Raw genomic sequence first — 15741 nt, forward strand, 5'->3', positions numbered from 1 at the left:
ATTCACCATTTTGATACAATGCTGCGTAGCGGGTGTATCTTGGGAAAGATACTCGCTGAGGCCTGTATCAAACAATCAGCTTATCATGACTAGGGAGGAAAAGACAATGGTGAGATTATCTGACTGTAGGCAGATACATTGCATTGGGATTGGGGGCATTGGCCTTTCCGCCATTGCTGAAATTTTAATATCCAGAGGGTACAAAGTCACTGGATCGGATATGCGGGAAAGTGACATTACCGAAAGGCTCATGAAAGATGGAGCCAATATATTTTTAGGCCATAGAGAAAAGAACGTAGAAGGAGCGGACCTGGTCGTCTACTCCGCCGCAGTAGGAGCAGAGAATCCTGAGCTGGCAAAAGCCAGGGAACTGGGCATTCCTACCGCATCCAGGGCGGAAATCCTGGGACTTCTCATGAGTGAGTATGAAAACAGCATCGCTATTTCAGGAACTCACGGGAAAACTACGACAACCTCTATGGTTTCTTTAATTCTAAAAAATGCCGATGAGGATCCGACGATCCTGGTAGGCGGCAACCTGCCGGAAATCGGCGGCAACGTCCAGGTCGGCGCCAGTGAGCATTTCGTAACGGAAGCCTGCGAATATATGGACAGTTTTCTATCCCTGCGGCCCAAGATCGAAATCATTCTCAACATCGACTCCGATCACTTGGATTACTTTAAAGATATTGAGCACATTGCCAATTCCTTTGAAAAATTCGCATCTCTGGTGCCGGAGAACGGAACCATCATCGCATATGATGCCAACCCGTTTGTAAAAAGCGTTGTCAAGGATATGCCCAATGTGCTGACCTTCGGCTTTAACGAAAGCTGCGATTACTATGTCAGCGATATTACTTTCAACGCTGACGGTATGCCGGATTTCAATGTCAATCACGGCGGTAAAGTGCTCTGCCGCATCCAGTTGTCCATTCCGGGAGAACACAATATTTTAAATGCGCTGGCCGCTTTTGCATGCTGCCACATTTTGGGCGTAAAGGCGGATCAGATCGCCGCCACCCTGGAAAACTTCACCGGAACTCAGCGGCGGTTCGATGTTCTGGGAATCACCAGCCATGGCATCAAGATCATCGATGATTACGCGCACCATCCCACCGAGATCAAAGCCACGCTTTCTGCGGTGAAAAATATGCGGCACAATCATATGTGGTGTCTCTTTCAGCCCCACACCTATACCAGAACTATGGCCCTCTTCGACGAATTCGCCCAATCCTTTGAAGCGGCCGATAAAGTCGTACTGGCGGAAATCTATGCCGCACGAGAAAAGAACATTTACAAGATCAGTTCAAAAGGATTGGTGGGCAAGATCAAAGAAGCTTACCCGGAGAAAGATGCCTATTTCTTCGAAGACTTTGAAGAAATCGCCAACTTTGTTTATAATAACGCCGAACCCGGCGATCTGGTCATCACCATGGGAGCCGGTGACATTTATAAGGTGGGCGAACTGATTTTGGAAAAGGATCAGAAATTCTAAAGCGTTTAGGGGGATTTATGAATTTACAAGAATATGAAGCAATGGAGAAAAAACGCCTTGAAATCAATCTCAGGCATATGGAGAACGGTGTCAACTTCGTTGACCTTAAGGCGGCCTATATCGACGAAACAGTAGAAATCGGAACCGGAACCACCATTTACCCTTGCGTTGTGCTGGAGGGAAATGTTAAAATCGGTGAGGATTGTACCATCGGCCAGAATACCCGAATCGTGGACTCGGAAATCGGAAAGGGAACGGTGATTCAAAGTTCCGTGATCATGGAGAGCAAGGTGGGCAATGAGACAAAGGTCGGTCCTTTTGCTTATCTGAGACCGGGAAGCGATATCGGCAGCAACTGTAAAGTCGGCGATTTCGTAGAAATTAAAAATTCATCCATGGGGGACGGAGCAAAAGCCTCCCATCTTACTTATGTGGGCGATTCGGATGTGGGAAAGAACGTAAATCTGGGCTGCGGCGTGGTATTTGTCAATTATGACGGCAGTCAGAAATACCGCTCCACGGTAAAAGACGGAGCTTTCATTGGCTGCAACAGCAATCTGGTTTCGCCGGTGACGATTGAAGAAGGCGCCTATGTAGCGGCAGGAAGCACGGTTACCCATGATGTGCCCGGCGGCGCACTTTACGTAGCCAGGCCCAAACCCAGAACACTGGAAGGCTGGGTCGAAAAAAGAGGAATACTGAATAAGAAGAAAAAATAGAAAACATATTGCCAAACGATTAGTAGGAGAAAGAAGAGGTAAAAAGTACAGATGAAGAATGGAGCGTTTTCAGATTACAAAGTATTTGCAGGAAATTCACACTTGGAACTGGCGGAAGAAATTGCATCGATTATGGGCAAACCCCTTGGAAAAGCTACTGTAACCAAATTCAGCGACGGTGAGATTTCCGTAAACCTGTGGGAGACAGTTAGAGGCATCGATACTTACATCGTCCAGTCTACTTGCGATCCGGTCAACAACAACCTGATGGAGATCCTGATCATGATCGATGCCATGAAGCGGGCTTCCGCAGGAAGAATCAATGCGGTTATCCCTTATTACGGCTATGCCAGACAAGACCGCAAAGCAAAGGCCAGAGATCCGATCACGGCAAAGCTGGTAGCTAACCTTCTCATGGCAGCCGGCGCAGACCGTGTTTTGACCATGGACCTTCATGCGGCGCAGATTCAGGGATATTTTGACATCCCAGTGGACCATCTGGTGGGTCTTCCGATCCTCATCAAGTATTTTAAAGAAAAAGCAATGGATGATATTGTAATCGTATCTCCGGACCACGGCAGTGTAACCAGAGCCAGAAGTATGGCAGAGCCCCTCAATGCTCCCATCGCCATCGTCGATAAACGGCGTCCGGAACCCAACAAGAGTGAAATCATGAATATTATCGGAGATATTGAAGGCAAGAACTGTATTCTGGTAGACGACATGATCGATACTGCCGGCACCATCACCAACGCTGCCAACGCCCTCAAAGATCTGGGCGCCAAGAGCGTGGTCGCCTGCGCTACCCACCCGATTCTTTCCGGTCCGGCAAAGGAGAGACTGGAATCCTCCGCCATCGAGGAATTGGTACTCCTCAATACCGTTCCCATTCCAGAGGAAAGAAGAATCAGCAAAATGAAGATGCTGTCGGTCGCGCCGCTCTTTGCAGAGGCGATGACGAGGGTATTCACCAACGACTCCATCAGCCGGCTCTTCGACTAAGACAAAGGAGCAGCAGATCCATGTACATCATTGCAGGCCTTGGAAATCCGGGAAAGCGCTATGAGAATACGAGACACAACATCGGATTCATCGCCCTGGATCTCCTGGCAGAACGAAACGACATTAAAATCAACAAAATAAAACATAAAGCTTTGGTCGGAGAAGGACGTATCTCCGGCCAAAAGGTTTTATTGGTCAAACCGCAGACTTACATGAACCTTTCCGGCCAGTCCGTCCGGGAAGTGATGGAATACTACAAAGAGGAGATCGACCGCCTGGTGGTGATCTACGATGATATCGATATTCCGTCGGGAACCGTCCGCATCCGTAAAAAGGGGAGCGCCGGAACGCATAACGGCATGCGTTCCATTATCTACGACCTGAAATCGGATCAGTTCCCCAGGATTCGCATTGGAATCGGAAACAACCGCAAAGGCGATTTGCGGGACTTTGTAATCGGCGGGTTTTCCAAAGAAGAAAAAGAGCCGCTTGCGGAAGCGGTGAGACGAGCAGTACTGGCGGCGGAATGTATTGTTGAAAAGGGCATAGATAAGGCTATGAATGAATACAATATAAGACAAAAGGCCGCAGGAGAAAACGATGATAAAAAAGGGAATGATTAATATAACAGGAGCTGCCGAAAGCCGGGTAGCTCCTGTTATTGGGAAGATTTTAAAGGAAGAAGCAAAGGGCCAGTGCCTGGTGGTGGTATCCTCATATATAAGAGCGAAGCGCCTGGCTACAGACCTTTCTTTTTTTGTTGACAAAAATATCTATGTTTTGCCGCCGGAAGAAGAAGGGTTCATCCGCTACGAAGCGAAAAACCACGATCAAATGCTCCAGAGGCTGAAGATCCTCAAAGCCTTGAGAACGGGAGAGGACTGCCTGGTCGTAGCGCCGGCTACCGGGGCCATACGCAAGCTGCCGCCCCATCAAACCTTTGACGACAGCGCAATCAAGCTGACTTTGGGCGAGGAGATCGACCTGGAGCTGGTGAAGGAAAAACTGGTCCGCATGGGCTATGAGCGGGTGCCTCTGGTGGAAGCCAAGGGAGAGTTCAGCATCAGGGGCTCGATCATCGATATTTTCACAGCCGACGGGGAGGCTCCGTACCGGGTGGAACTCTTTGATACGGAGATCGATTCTATCAGAAGCTTTGACCTGGACACGCAAAGGTCCATTGAAAGCTTAAAATTCGTTGAAGTCTATCCGGCGGAGCAGCTGCTCAAGGACAGGACGATTTTTGAAAAAGCGGCTGTGAGAATCAAGCAGGCCTATGCGGGACAGATTCGCAAATATACAGGGGAGCATGCAAGTGAAGAGGAACTGGCACGGGGTGAAAACCTCAAGCTGAGACGGGATCAGCTGATCGACTTCGCGGAAAACTGCATGAATTTGCAGCAACTGGAAAACTATCTCTATTACTTTTACGACGAGACCGAGTACATCTGGGACTACATGAGGCAGCCGGTCGTCATGATCGACGATCCGGCCAGGTGCTACGAAAACCTGGAAGCCCGGGACCGGGAAACGGCCGATGATTTTCAGACCCTGCTGGAACGGGGGCAGGCAGTTCCGGCGGACATGAAACATTTCTCCAATAAAAACGATTATCTCCGCCTCTATGATTTGGACAGGGCCTATTTGTTCACACCCTTTCAAAAGACCATCAAAGGGGTGGATGCTCTGGCGGAAATTCGCAACGTTGTAACCAAGCCGACGCTGGTATTCAACGGAAAGATGGATTTGCTGGAATCGGAAATCCGTTCCTATTTGAAAAACAGCTATAAAGTGACCATCGTCTGCGCCAACGAGGAGCGGGCGGCCAACATGGAAGAATTTCTCTCCAGGGCCGGACTTTTGCAGAGGGTTTGGGTAAAGCAGGGAAGTCTCACCGGAGGCATCGATTTTCCGGAAGAAAAATTCTGCTATATCTGGGACGGGGACATTTTCGGAACGCCCAAAAAGAAAAAACGTAAGAAAAAAACAGCCGGCAGCATGAGCCAGCCCATCAAGTCCTTTGCCGATATGCAGAAGGGCGATTACGTGGTCCATGAAAACCATGGTATCGGTAAATTTATGGGCATCGAACAGCTGTCGGTTCAGAATGTAAAAAAAGATTATCTCAAGATCAAATACAGCGGCCAGGATATCCTTTATGTGCCGGTGGAACAGATGGATATCATCCAGAAATATGTGGGCGCCGACACCGCCAGTCCCAAGCTCAACAAGCTTTCCGGCAGCGAGTGGAAAACCACCAAAGCTAAGGCCAAGGCAGCCATCGCCAATATGGCCAAAGAGCTTTTGGAAGTATCAGCCGCAAGGCAGCTGGAAAAGGGCCACGCCTTTTCTCCTGATACGGTTTGGCAAAAAGAATTTGAGGACAGTTTTCCTTACACGGAAACGGACGATCAGCTCCGCTGTATTGAGGAAATCAAAAAGGACATGGAACAGGATACGGCGATGGACCGGCTCCTGTGCGGCGATGTGGGGTTCGGAAAGACCGAGGTGGCGGCCAGGGCCATGTTCAAGTGCGCTGCCGACGGCAAGCAGGCGGCGGTCCTGGTGCCGACAACCATTCTTGCCAACCAGCATTATTACACCCTCAAGGAACGCTTTGAAAAATTTCCCTTTAAAGTGGAGATGCTCTCCCGTTTTCGCAGCGAGGCTCAGCAGAAAGCCGTCATCGACGGATTGGAAAAGGGCAGCGTCGATGTGGTAATCGGGACCCACCGCATCCTGTCCAAGGATGTGAAATTCAAGGACCTGGGCCTGCTGGTCATCGATGAGGAGCAGCGGTTCGGCGTGCAGCATAAAGAAGTGATCAAGCAGCTGCGAAAGAATGTGGATGTGCTGACCTTATCAGCGACCCCTATCCCCAGAACTCTTCACATGTCGCTGGTAGGCATCAAGGATATGAGCGTCATTGAAGAACCGCCGGAAGAGCGGTATCCGGTTCAAACCTACGTTTTGGAGCAGGACGACATGCTGATCCGGGACGCTGTTGAAAAAGAACTGGACCGGGGCGGACAGGTATATATCGTCTTTAACCGGGTCAAGGGCATCAACAAGCTGGCCGCCCATATTGAGGAATTGGTGCCCCAGGCACAGGTAGCCGTGGGACACGGGCAAATGAACGAGCATCACCTGGAAGATGTGATCATGGGATTTGTTCAGGGCGAGACCAACGTGCTGGTGGCAACGACGATCATTGAATCGGGCATTGACATTCCCAACGTGAATACCATGCTCATCCTGGATGCGGATCGTTTCGGCCTCTCCCAGCTTTATCAGCTCCGGGGAAGGGTGGGCCGCTCCAACCGCATGGCATATGCCTACCTGATGTTTCAAAAGGATAAGAGCCTTTCGGAAGTGGCGGAAAAGCGTCTGAGGGCGATCAAAGAATTTACAGAGTTCGGCGCCGGCTTCAAAGTGGCCATGCGGGATTTGGAGATTCGAGGCGCGGGAAATCTCCTGGGAACCGAACAGCACGGCCACATGATGAACATCGGTTATGAGCTGTACTGCAAGCTGGTGGACGATGCGGTGCGGGCGCTGGGCGGAGAAGTGGTCAACCCGGATCGGGAAGAAGCGTCGATTGAATTGAATGTAACGGCTCTGATTCCGGATCGGTATATCTCTGATGAAGTGCTGAAACTGCAGATGTACAAGAAGATCGCCACTGCAGCCTCTGCCGCCGACGAGGAAGAAATCATCGATGAACTGATCGACCGCTTTGGCGAAATTCCGCGGGATACCATGAATCTGATTACCATATCCAGAATCCGTTCCATGGCGGAAAAGCTGTGCATCACCAGGATTCACGAAGAGGGCAGTAAAGTGATCTTTAACTTTGCCCAGGAAAACGGCCTCAGCGCCAAATCCCTGTCCGCTCTCTCGGCAAAATACGGCATGAACCTCTTTATACATGGCGGAGTCAAACCCTTTGTAAGATTTACACCCAAGAGCAAAAAGCGGCTGGCGGAAATACTGGAATTTTTGGAAGTGGCTGCGGAATAGCGATTTTTGCAGCAGATATGGCTTGATTGCCGTTTTCTTTGCGAGTATAATGAATAAAAGAGCCTATACGATAAAGTTTCTAACCCATATAATCCGGAAGGACAAAAGATTACGTTTTATGACGCATTAAACGACCTGCGCAGCCTACCCAATCTGGACGTATATGTAACGGGAAGCAATTCCAAAATGCTTTCTTCAGATATCTTGACCGAGTTCAGAGGAAGAAGTGATGAGATTCGTGTACATCCTCTGTGCTTTGCTGAATACTATTCCGCTGTCGGCGGTGACAAGAATGAAGCGTTTGATGAGTACGCCTTTTATGGAGGTTTGCCTCTGATCCTCTCACGGCCAAGCGATGCGGCAAAGATGAACTATCTCAAATCGCTTTTTACGGAAGTATATATCAAAGATATCGTAGAACGCAAAAAAATAGAACGGCAGGATGTTCTGGAGCAGATTTTGGACCTGCTATGCTCCTCCATCGGTTCATTGACCAACCCGGCACGGATTGCCAATACGCTCAAATCAAAGCGAAATTTCGATGTTTCCGCAAATACAATTCGCGCCTATATCGACCATTTAGAGGATGCTTTCTTATTTTCTGAAAGCAAGCGTTATGATGTAAAGGGCAAGTCGTATTTTGATTCTCCCAATAAATACTACAGCGAAGACCTGAGTCTGCGCAATGCCCGCATTGGCTTTCGTCAGCAGGAAATGACCCACATCATGGAAAACATTCTTTATAACGAACTGATAAACCGCCAGTTTTCTGTGGACGTGGGTGTGGTGTACGCAAGAACAACCAATCAGAACGGAAACTCGGTCCGTACGCCAAGAGAGATCGATTTTGTCGTTAATTCCGGAAGCAAGCGGGCGTATATCCAGTCAGCATATGCGATAACGACCGAGGAAAAGGCTGAAAGCGAGATTCGTCCCTTTGCCCTTGTGGGTGACTTTTTTCCAAAGATCGTAGTAAGAAAAGATATAGGCAAACGTTGGTATGATGATCAGGGTATCCTGCATATCAACATGATTGATTTTCTGTTAGATAAAGACATTATTTAACACAGAGGTCGCCTGACAAAGAAAACCCGCTGGGAGGCCATAAAGCGCATCCCAACGGGTTTATTTTTTTAGACTACTTGCCTGTTTTGACTTTTCTCCTCTTCTTCTCTTTTTCCAAATCATTGGGCAGGTAGATGACGGTGGCTTCTTTGTCCTTCTGGTCAGGGTTTTTATCGTTCGTTTTTTTTCTGACAAAACCTTCCGAATGACCGGTAAAATACATATAGGCCAACAGGCCGGCTACAACCAGCAGCCCTAAAAGAATAAGCGGCATACCTGACCTCCCTTCCTAATATCCATTCCTTACAAAACTCGGGCTATTTTCATTGAAGTAAAAAGAGGTAAATCCCATTGTTTGCCTCTTCCTACGCCAACGTTTCTCTTAAATAATGTGTCTTTTTCTCTTTTCCAACTCCAAATCGGTTGGAAGATAAATGACTGGGGCAACTTCGTCTGCTTTTCCCTTGGAAGAAGCAGTGTGATGTTTCTTGTTTCTGATGGTTTCGAACAGAGCCAGCAAGCCGCCGAAGACCAATACTCCTAAAATAATAAGTGGCATATTCAGCCCTCCTTTGATTTTCGGATAAAGTCTGCAACTTCCCCATTTAAATGAAACGTTTCTTTGATTCTATTTTACCACGTTTTTTTCAGAATTACCGCTAAATTTTCTAAAAATTTTATTAATTTAAAATGGGGCACGGATCGGTGCCAACGATATCCGTTTACGCTTATAGTTTGTACATGAACGCTTTAATTAATTCGTAAACCTTTGGAATTGTTCCATTGATTGAAGGCTGAAAAAAAGATATACTGTATAGAAAGGAGTATTGCTATGGTAACAATTGATGAAGCACAAGTCATGCTGGATGAAATCGCAGAAGAGCTGCCGTCGGGCATTTACAAGGAACTCAACGGAGGAATTCTGCTATTGCCTCAGGCCAAAATGAGTCCCCATGCAGTCTGTGATGATTTGTACATTTTAGGGGAATATCAAAGCGGCGGCAGTATGGGACGGTTGATTAAGGTTTATTACGGTTCTTTCGCAAAGCTTTTTGGCTATTTGGAAGGTGAAGCTTTTAAGTCCAAGCTGAGAGAAACCTTGTTTCACGAGTTCACCCACCACCTGGAATCGCTGGCAGGTGAAAAGGATCTGGAGATTGAGGACGAAAAGCAGCTTAAAAGATATCGAAAGGAGAGAGGTCTTTAAATGGTAAATATCATCATTACGGCTCCGCGGGGACATATGGACGGACTGATTGTCAAGGCGGCCTGTGAGCGGGACGATATACGGATCGCAGGCGGCCTGGGACCAGCGGGAAGAGACTATATCGGCAAGGACATCGGACTGGCAGCCGGGCTGGGAAGAGAAATCGGAGCGCTTGTTTACGACGATCTTACAAAGATCATCGATCAATGCGATTTGGTTGTGGATTTTTCCAGAGTGGAACTTTCCATGGAGGTTCTGGAAATCTGCAAAAAATATAAAAAAGGGTTTTTATGCGGCACCACCGGCTTTACGCCTCAGCAGGAGGAAGAACTGCTGGCGGCCGGGAAAGAAATTCCCATGATGAAAGCGGCCAATACATCTTTTGTCGTCAATGTGATGCGTAAGCTGCTGGGAATTGCCGCCAATGCGCTGGGAGACAAAGCGAAAATTGAAATTTTAGACCTTCACAGCCAGGATAAGCTGGATGCCCCCAGCGGCACGGCCTTGGAGCTGGCGGAGGAAATGGCAGAAAGGTCGGGAAAACCGATGGATTCAATCGCCTTTCATTCCGTTCGTGCCGGAGATACACCTTCCAGCCACAAAGTATTCTTTGGCTGCATGGGTGAGATGATGGAAATTTCCCATCACGCATATAATTGGGAGTGCTATGCCAGGGGTGCGTGCGATGCGGCGGTCTATATGGCCGGGCACGGCGTCGGACTTTATACAATGGAAGATGTGATCGGATTGTAAACAACAGGCATTTGCTTACAGCATCGGATCTTCGGATCAACAGCAATTTTTTTTATGTAACGAGGAGGACAACATGGATTTTGGTTATTCACAAGAGCAGCTGGAGTTGAAAGAAACGTTGAGGGCGTTTGGCGAACGGGAAATCGTGCCCATTCAGGACAAGATGGACCGGGATGCCGAGTACCCGCTTGAAACCGTGAAAAAACTGGGCAGGATGGGAATGCTGGGCATGCCCTTTCCCAAGGAATACGGCGGAGCCGGGCTGGACTACGTGACTTATGTAATGGCAGTGGAAGAGATCTCCAAAATCTGTCCGTCCCACGGCGTCATCGTGCAGACCCACAACGCGCTCTGCTGCTGGCCCATCTTTACATACGGAAGTGAAGAGCAAAAGAAAAAATATCTGCCATCTCTATTGAGCGGGGAAAAGATCGGCGCCTTTGGATTGACCGAGCCCAATGCGGGAACCGACGCGGCCATGCAGCAGACCATTGCCGAGGATAAGGGCGATCACTATCTGCTCAATGGATCCAAGGTGTTCATCTCCGGCGGCGGTATCGCCGATGTCTATGTGGTTATGGCTATGACCGACCAATCTAAAGGAACCAAGGGAATCAGCGCCTTTATCGTGGAAAAAGGGATGCCGGGCTTCTATAAAGGCAAGACGGAAGACAAGATGGGGATCCGCGGTTCCATCGCATCGGAGCTGGTGTTCGACAACTGCATTGTTCCCAAAGAAAACCTCCTGGGAGAGCTGGGAAAAGGCTTTAAGGTAGCCATGACTTCTCTGGACGTGGGACGTCTGGGCATCGCGGCCCAGGCCCTGGGAATCGCTCAGGGAGCCTTTGACAGAACCGTAGAATATATGAAGCACAGAGAACAGTTCGGCAAAAAATTGAGCGGGTTTCAGGCCATGGCCTTTGAAATGGCTGAACTGGAGACCAAGATCGACGGCGCCCGCCTGCTCCTTTACCGGGCTGCCGATGTGCGGGAAAAGGGTCTGCCTGATATGACGGTGACCGCGGCTAAGGCCAAGCTGGCCTGTTCGACCACGGCTATGGAAGTGACCATCAAGGCCGTTCAGTTCCACGGCGGCTATGGATACATCAAGGACCTGCCCATTGAGCGCTATATGAGAGATGCCAAGATTACAGAGATCTATGAAGGGACTTCGGAAGTGATGAAGCTGGTCATTTCCGGCCAGATCTTCAAACAGGAAAAGAAGCAGGATAAGGCGGAAAAGCAGCCGGTGGTTCTCTTTGATACGGTAGAAGAATTGATCGGGGCTTTAAAAGACGTGAAGAAGGACGAGATCATCTGTTCTGGCGGAAGGGGCTTTAAACGGACCGAAGAGCTGGGGCTGGTGAAGCAGCTGGCAGACGCAGTGGGCGGCAGTGTGGGCGCTTCCCGCGGGGCCGTATCCATGGGCTGGATCGATGAGGATGTCCAGGTGGGGCTTACCGGGCGTACGGTAAAGCCGGATCTTTATTTTGCCTGCGGTATCTCAGGGATGAACCAGCATTTGGCGGGGATGAAAGAATCATCGGTGATCGTTGCCATCAACCGCAATCCAAAGGCGCCGATTTTTAAAGCCGCTGACTACGGGATCGTGGGCGATGTCTATGAAGTGATTCCCCAGCTGATTGAAAAGTGGGAGAAATAGCGTTTTGATTTGGAGGGTGTATGAAAGATGAGAGAGCGCTGGTAAGGGGGCCGATTGTTCCCACTCTGCTTAAATTTGCCGCGCCGTTTTTGCTGGCCAGCATTCTGCAGGCTCTGTACGGGGCCGTGGACCTTTTGGTGGTGGGCCAGTTCGCTGATTCAGCCGGCGTTTCCGCGGTGGCCATCGGAGGACAGGTCATGCAGACGATCACCGGAATCGTTCTGGGGATCAGCACGGGAGGAACGGTGGTCATCGGCCAGTTCGTAGGAGCCAGAAGGGATAAGAATGCAGCCATGGCTGTGGGCAATCTGGCGGCTCTGTTTCTGGTGATCGCAGTGGTTTTGACCGGTGTTATGCTGGTCTTTGTAACTCCCATCACAGAGATCATGCAGACTCCGCCGGAGGCCTTTGAATATACCATAGAATATATTACCATCTGTTCGCTGGGAGTGCCTTTTATCGTGGGCTACAACGGTGTCAGCGGTGTGTTTCGGGGATTCGGCGATTCCAAATCGCCCCTGTATTTTATTGCCCTGGCCTGCGTAATCAATATTGGTCTTGACCTGCTGCTGATCGCTGTCTTTCATATGGGGGCGGCAGGCGCGGCCATTGCTACGGTTACGGCCCAGGGAATCAGCTTTTTGGCGGGGATTCTCTATATGATGAAAAAAGGTTTGCCGGTGCCTTTCCGTATGGGCTACATCGGCTTTAAAGGGGGCCAGGCCTTCCGTATTTTGAAAATTGGCAGTCCCATCGCAGTCCAGGACGCGCTGGTCAATGTGTCGTTTCTCATTATCACGGCCATCATCAATACCATGGGGCTGGTGGCATCGGCGGCAGTGGGTATCGATGAGAAGATCATCGTCTTTGCCATGCTGGTGCCGACCTCTTTTGCGTCGGCTGTGGCGGTTATGACCGCGCAGAATGTGGGAGCAAGGCGCATGGACCGGGCCAAAAAGAGTCTATGGGTGGGCGTGGGAATGTCCTTCCTCTTCGGCCTTGCCATATGGGCGTTCTGCCAGTTTTATCCGGAGACTCTGACCGCCATTTTCAGCAAGGACCCCCAGGTGATTTACACGGCGGGCCTGTATCTGCAAAATTATACCATCGACTGCATGCTGGTGGCCTTCATTTTCTGCGCCAATTCCTTCTTCAGCGGCTGCGGCTACTCGCTGTTTTCGCTGATACACAGCCTTCTGGCCACCTTCGGCGTCCGGGTTCCAGTCTCCTATTTCCTCAGCAGGCTGCCGGGAATTACCTTATATGAAATGGGATTTGTCCCGCCGCTGGCCAGTTGTCTGTCCATTGTTCTGTGTTTGATTTATTTGAAAGTGGGGAAAGGTTTTCGCGATCATCCGCCCCGCAGATGACCATTGGTTTTTCGAGAGAGCATTGTCAAAAAACGACAGGATGCTCTCTTTTTTGTTTGCATGGAAAAGATCATCCTTGACTCTAAAGTAGACTTTAGGGTTAGCATAAGAGCATACAGACGGGGTAAATCAAGGGAAATTTATAAACAAAGCGAGGAGAAATCATGAAAACGATCGAAGCAGTTGTCAGTACTTTTTCGAAAAACCATCAACCATGCTGTACGGTGAATCCAGGTGAAACGCTGCTGTTCAAAACACTGGACTGTTATTCGGGCAATATCAAGACCGAAGCGGACTACCCGGAGGACATAACCGATGGCGATGCCGATCTGGCAACCGGGCTGGTGTATGTGGATGGCGCTGAAAAGGGAGATGTTCTGGTGGTGGATATCCTGGATATCGATGTGGCAGACCAGGGGGTGTGCTGCAATATCGGCGGACCTCTTATGGAACAGTCCGTTCCCCGGACAAAGATCATTCCAGTGAAAAACCGTATCGCCCATTTCAACGATATAAGGTGGGAAGTGGATCCCATGCTGGGCGTCATCGGCGTAGCGCCGGAGGAAGGGGAGCCTCTCTGCTTTTTGCCGGGGGATCACGGCGGCAACATGGACAGTAAAATGATTAAGCGGGGATCCAGAATTTATTTGCCGGTCCAGGTTCCGGGAGCGCTCTTGGGCATGGGAGACGTACATGCTTCCCAGGGCGACTGCGAGCTCTGCGGAAATGGGATTGAAATCGCCGCCGACGTTAGGGTGAAGATTTCGCTGATTAAGGACTTTGAACTTCATTGGCCGATGACGGAGACAAAGGATAAATGGTATGTCAATGTGGCTGCGCCTGATTATGAGACCGCCCTCAACCAGTCATGCCGGGAATTGCAGCGGCTGATGGTGGATGCCTATGGCTGGGATCAGACGGACGTGTTCCTGTATCTGTCCCTGCAGGGCGATATTGAGATCAACCAGTTTACGCTGCCATGTCCCATTGACATGATTTTGAGAGCCGGCGTTCCCAAAATCCCAGGTAAGGAATTGATCAAGTAGAAAGGAGACAAGTTAAATGAACAACAATGCGGCCCCTCAGGCCTCGTCAGCAGATGGACAGGTTCAGCTCAAACGTACGCTCAAGCTGAAGGACCTGGTCTTTTATGGAATGATCATGATGGTGCTCATCGCGCCGATGGCGGTGTTCGGAGAAATTGAACAGGCCAGCGGCGGAATGACGCCCTTTGTCTATCTGGTAGGCGTCATCGCCATGGTCTTTACGGCTCTCAGTTATATGCAGATGAGCCGGCGATTTCCCGTAGGCGGATCGGTGTATGCCTATGTTCAGCGGGGAATTAACCATCATGTGGGTTTTGTGGCAGGATGGATGATCCTCTTGGATTACATCTTCGTGCCAGCCCTTTTGTATGCGCTGGTCTCCAACATTTGTGTGGAAACGTTTCCCGGAATTCCGGCGATCGCTTGGATTATCGCCTTTATCGTCGTCAATACCCTGATTAATGTGAGAGGGATCGATTATACGGCGAAAGCGGATATCATCCTCTTTTTCATTGAACTGGTGGTGGTGGTTATCTTCCTCATCGGCGGCATCAGCTTTATCGCCGGCGGCGGAGGCACAGGCGGTTTCTCCATTGAGCCTATTTACCAGCCGGGCAAGATCAACCTCAATTTCATCGCTTCGGCCTGCACCATAGCCGCGCTGTCCTTCCTGGGCTTTGACGGCATCAGCACCCTTGCGGAAGAGGCGTTGGAACCAGCCAGAGATATCGGAAAAGCGATTATGATCGCCCTCATCAGCATCGGGCTCCTGTTTATTGTTGAGACTTATGTGGCTTGTCTCATTCTTCCCGATTGGCAGAATACGGATATCGCAGCGGGCTTTTACGATGCGGCCGCTCTGGCCCTGGGAGAATGGTTCCGGATTGTGATGGTCGGCGTGACCATCGTTGCTGCCGGTATTGCCAATACCATGGTAGCCCAGTCATCGGCGGCACGGCTCCTTTATACCATGGGCAGAGACCGGGTAATTCCTCATATCTTCGCCAAGGTGCATCCCAAGTTCCGTACACCGTATGTGGGCATTTATCTGCTGTCCATCTTTTCGCTGGTGATTGCCATCGCGGTTCCCATCGACACCCTGGTCAGGCTGGTTAATTTCGGAGCGCTGGGATCCTTTATCATGCTCAATTTCGCCACCTTCTTCTACTTTTTCATCAGAGAGAAGATCAGGGGCGGAGCAGGATTTATCAAAAATTTGGTCTGCCCCTTCATAGGTATGGCCATCTTGATCTATGTCTTTACCGGCTTTGACTATATCAGCTATATCGTAGGCTTCGGCTGGCTGATCATCGGAGTGGTCATCGGATTTATCAAATCAAAAGGCTACAAAGAGGTACCGGAAGCCTTTAAAAATATTGAATTATAGGATATGATAAAGGA

14 protein-coding genes are annotated in these 15741 nt (G+C 49.7%); 12 read left to right on the forward strand and 2 right to left on the reverse strand.

Annotated elements, in window-relative coordinates; translation table 11 throughout:
* The first annotated feature begins 106 nt into the window (after positions 1-106).
* From murC to NIA71_RS19005, 6 genes are all read left to right on the forward strand, one after another.
* The gene (murC, locus tag NIA71_RS18980) at positions 107-1495 is read left to right on the forward strand and encodes a UDP-N-acetylmuramate--L-alanine ligase (protein ID WP_148397684.1); all 1389 of its coding nucleotides are present in this window, start codon (positions 107-109) and stop codon (positions 1493-1495) included.
* 17 nt (positions 1496-1512) lie between these two features.
* The gene (locus tag NIA71_RS18985) at positions 1513-2214 is read left to right on the forward strand and encodes a DapH/DapD/GlmU-related protein (RefSeq protein WP_148397685.1); all 702 of its coding nucleotides are present in this window, start codon (positions 1513-1515) and stop codon (positions 2212-2214) included.
* Positions 2215-2265: 51 nt separating this feature from the next.
* Positions 2266-3216 carry a ribose-phosphate diphosphokinase gene (locus tag NIA71_RS18990; RefSeq protein ID WP_148397686.1) on the forward strand — a complete coding sequence of 317 codons (951 nt, stop codon included), beginning with the start codon at positions 2266-2268 and terminating at the stop codon, positions 3214-3216.
* A gap of 20 nt (positions 3217-3236) precedes the next feature.
* Entirely contained in the window at positions 3237-3839 is a 603-nt protein-coding gene (pth, locus tag NIA71_RS18995) for an aminoacyl-tRNA hydrolase (RefSeq protein ID WP_148397687.1), read from the forward strand.
* Positions 3817-7236: a transcription-repair coupling factor gene (gene mfd, locus NIA71_RS19000; protein ID WP_148397688.1), complete on the forward strand. Its 3420-nt coding sequence runs from the start codon at positions 3817-3819 to the stop codon at positions 7234-7236. The genes pth and mfd overlap by 23 nt, the downstream gene beginning before the upstream one ends.
* A gap of 135 nt (positions 7237-7371) precedes the next feature.
* Positions 7372-8301: an ATP-binding protein gene (locus NIA71_RS19005; protein ID WP_367177922.1), complete on the forward strand. Its 930-nt coding sequence runs from the start codon at positions 7372-7374 to the stop codon at positions 8299-8301.
* Between the two features lie 73 nt (positions 8302-8374).
* Here NIA71_RS19005 and NIA71_RS19010 read toward each other — a convergent pair whose 3' ends face one another.
* Positions 8375-8575: a hypothetical protein gene (locus NIA71_RS19010; RefSeq protein ID WP_148397689.1), complete on the reverse strand. Its 201-nt coding sequence runs from the start codon at positions 8573-8575 to the stop codon at positions 8375-8377.
* A gap of 108 nt (positions 8576-8683) precedes the next feature.
* Positions 8684-8860 (reverse strand): hypothetical protein, encoded by a 177-nt coding sequence (locus NIA71_RS19015; RefSeq protein ID WP_227754695.1) that lies wholly within the window; start codon positions 8858-8860, stop codon positions 8684-8686.
* A gap of 273 nt (positions 8861-9133) precedes the next feature.
* On the opposite strand from NIA71_RS19015, the gene NIA71_RS19020 reads away from it, so the two are divergent.
* The 6 genes from NIA71_RS19020 (at position 9134) to NIA71_RS19050 (ending at position 15727) form a co-directional block, all read left to right on the forward strand.
* On the forward strand, positions 9134-9508 hold the full coding sequence (locus NIA71_RS19020) for a metallopeptidase family protein (protein ID WP_227754694.1): 375 nt from the start codon (positions 9134-9136) through the stop codon (positions 9506-9508).
* A complete protein-coding gene (gene dapB, locus NIA71_RS19025; RefSeq protein WP_227754693.1) occupies positions 9509-10261 on the forward strand; it encodes a 4-hydroxy-tetrahydrodipicolinate reductase in 753 nt (250 codons plus the stop codon).
* A 73-nt stretch (positions 10262-10334) separates the two neighbouring features.
* The gene (locus NIA71_RS19030) at positions 10335-11924 is read left to right on the forward strand and encodes an acyl-CoA dehydrogenase family protein (RefSeq protein ID WP_269478560.1); all 1590 of its coding nucleotides are present in this window, start codon (positions 10335-10337) and stop codon (positions 11922-11924) included.
* Between the two features lie 20 nt (positions 11925-11944).
* Positions 11945-13294: an MATE family efflux transporter gene (locus tag NIA71_RS19040; protein ID WP_253021207.1), complete on the forward strand. Its 1350-nt coding sequence runs from the start codon at positions 11945-11947 to the stop codon at positions 13292-13294.
* A gap of 164 nt (positions 13295-13458) precedes the next feature.
* Entirely contained in the window at positions 13459-14340 is an 882-nt protein-coding gene (locus tag NIA71_RS19045; protein ID WP_253021208.1) for an acetamidase/formamidase family protein, read from the forward strand.
* Positions 14341-14356: 16 nt separating this feature from the next.
* Positions 14357-15727, forward strand: a complete 1371-nt coding sequence (locus tag NIA71_RS19050) for an APC family permease (protein WP_148397694.1) — start codon at positions 14357-14359, stop codon at positions 15725-15727.
* The last annotated feature ends 14 nt before the right edge of the window (positions 15728-15741 follow it).

The sequence above is a fragment of the Ihubacter massiliensis genome (genome assembly GCF_024125305.1).
In the GTDB taxonomy this organism is placed as follows: Bacteria; Bacillota; Clostridia; order Peptostreptococcales; family Anaerovoracaceae; genus Hominibacterium; species Hominibacterium faecale.

Excerpts from the sequence above, each read along its gene's own strand:
- NIA71_RS18985 (WP_148397685.1), top strand. The coding sequence starts at position 1,513 with ATGAATTTACAAGAATATGAAGCAATGGAGAAAAAACGCCTTGAAATC.
- NIA71_RS19050 (WP_148397694.1), top strand. The coding sequence starts at position 14,357 with ATGAACAACAATGCGGCCCCTCAGGCCTCGTCAGCAGATGGACAGGTT.
- NIA71_RS19030 (WP_269478560.1), top strand. The coding sequence starts at position 10,335 with ATGGATTTTGGTTATTCACAAGAGCAGCTGGAGTTGAAAGAAACGTTG.
- dapB (WP_227754693.1), top strand. The coding sequence starts at position 9,509 with ATGGTAAATATCATCATTACGGCTCCGCGGGGACATATGGACGGACTG.
- murC (WP_148397684.1), top strand. The coding sequence starts at position 107 with ATGGTGAGATTATCTGACTGTAGGCAGATACATTGCATTGGGATTGGG.
- pth (WP_148397687.1), top strand. The coding sequence starts at position 3,237 with ATGTACATCATTGCAGGCCTTGGAAATCCGGGAAAGCGCTATGAGAAT.
- NIA71_RS18990 (WP_148397686.1), top strand. The coding sequence starts at position 2,266 with ATGAAGAATGGAGCGTTTTCAGATTACAAAGTATTTGCAGGAAATTCA.
- NIA71_RS19010 (WP_148397689.1), bottom strand. The coding sequence starts at position 8,575 with ATGCCGCTTATTCTTTTAGGGCTGCTGGTTGTAGCCGGCCTGTTGGCC.
- NIA71_RS19020 (WP_227754694.1), top strand. The coding sequence starts at position 9,134 with ATGGTAACAATTGATGAAGCACAAGTCATGCTGGATGAAATCGCAGAA.
- NIA71_RS19015 (WP_227754695.1), bottom strand. The coding sequence starts at position 8,860 with ATGCCACTTATTATTTTAGGAGTATTGGTCTTCGGCGGCTTGCTGGCT.
- mfd (WP_148397688.1), top strand. The coding sequence starts at position 3,817 with ATGATAAAAAAGGGAATGATTAATATAACAGGAGCTGCCGAAAGCCGG.
- NIA71_RS19040 (WP_253021207.1), top strand. The coding sequence starts at position 11,945 with ATGAAAGATGAGAGAGCGCTGGTAAGGGGGCCGATTGTTCCCACTCTG.
- NIA71_RS19045 (WP_253021208.1), top strand. The coding sequence starts at position 13,459 with ATGAAAACGATCGAAGCAGTTGTCAGTACTTTTTCGAAAAACCATCAA.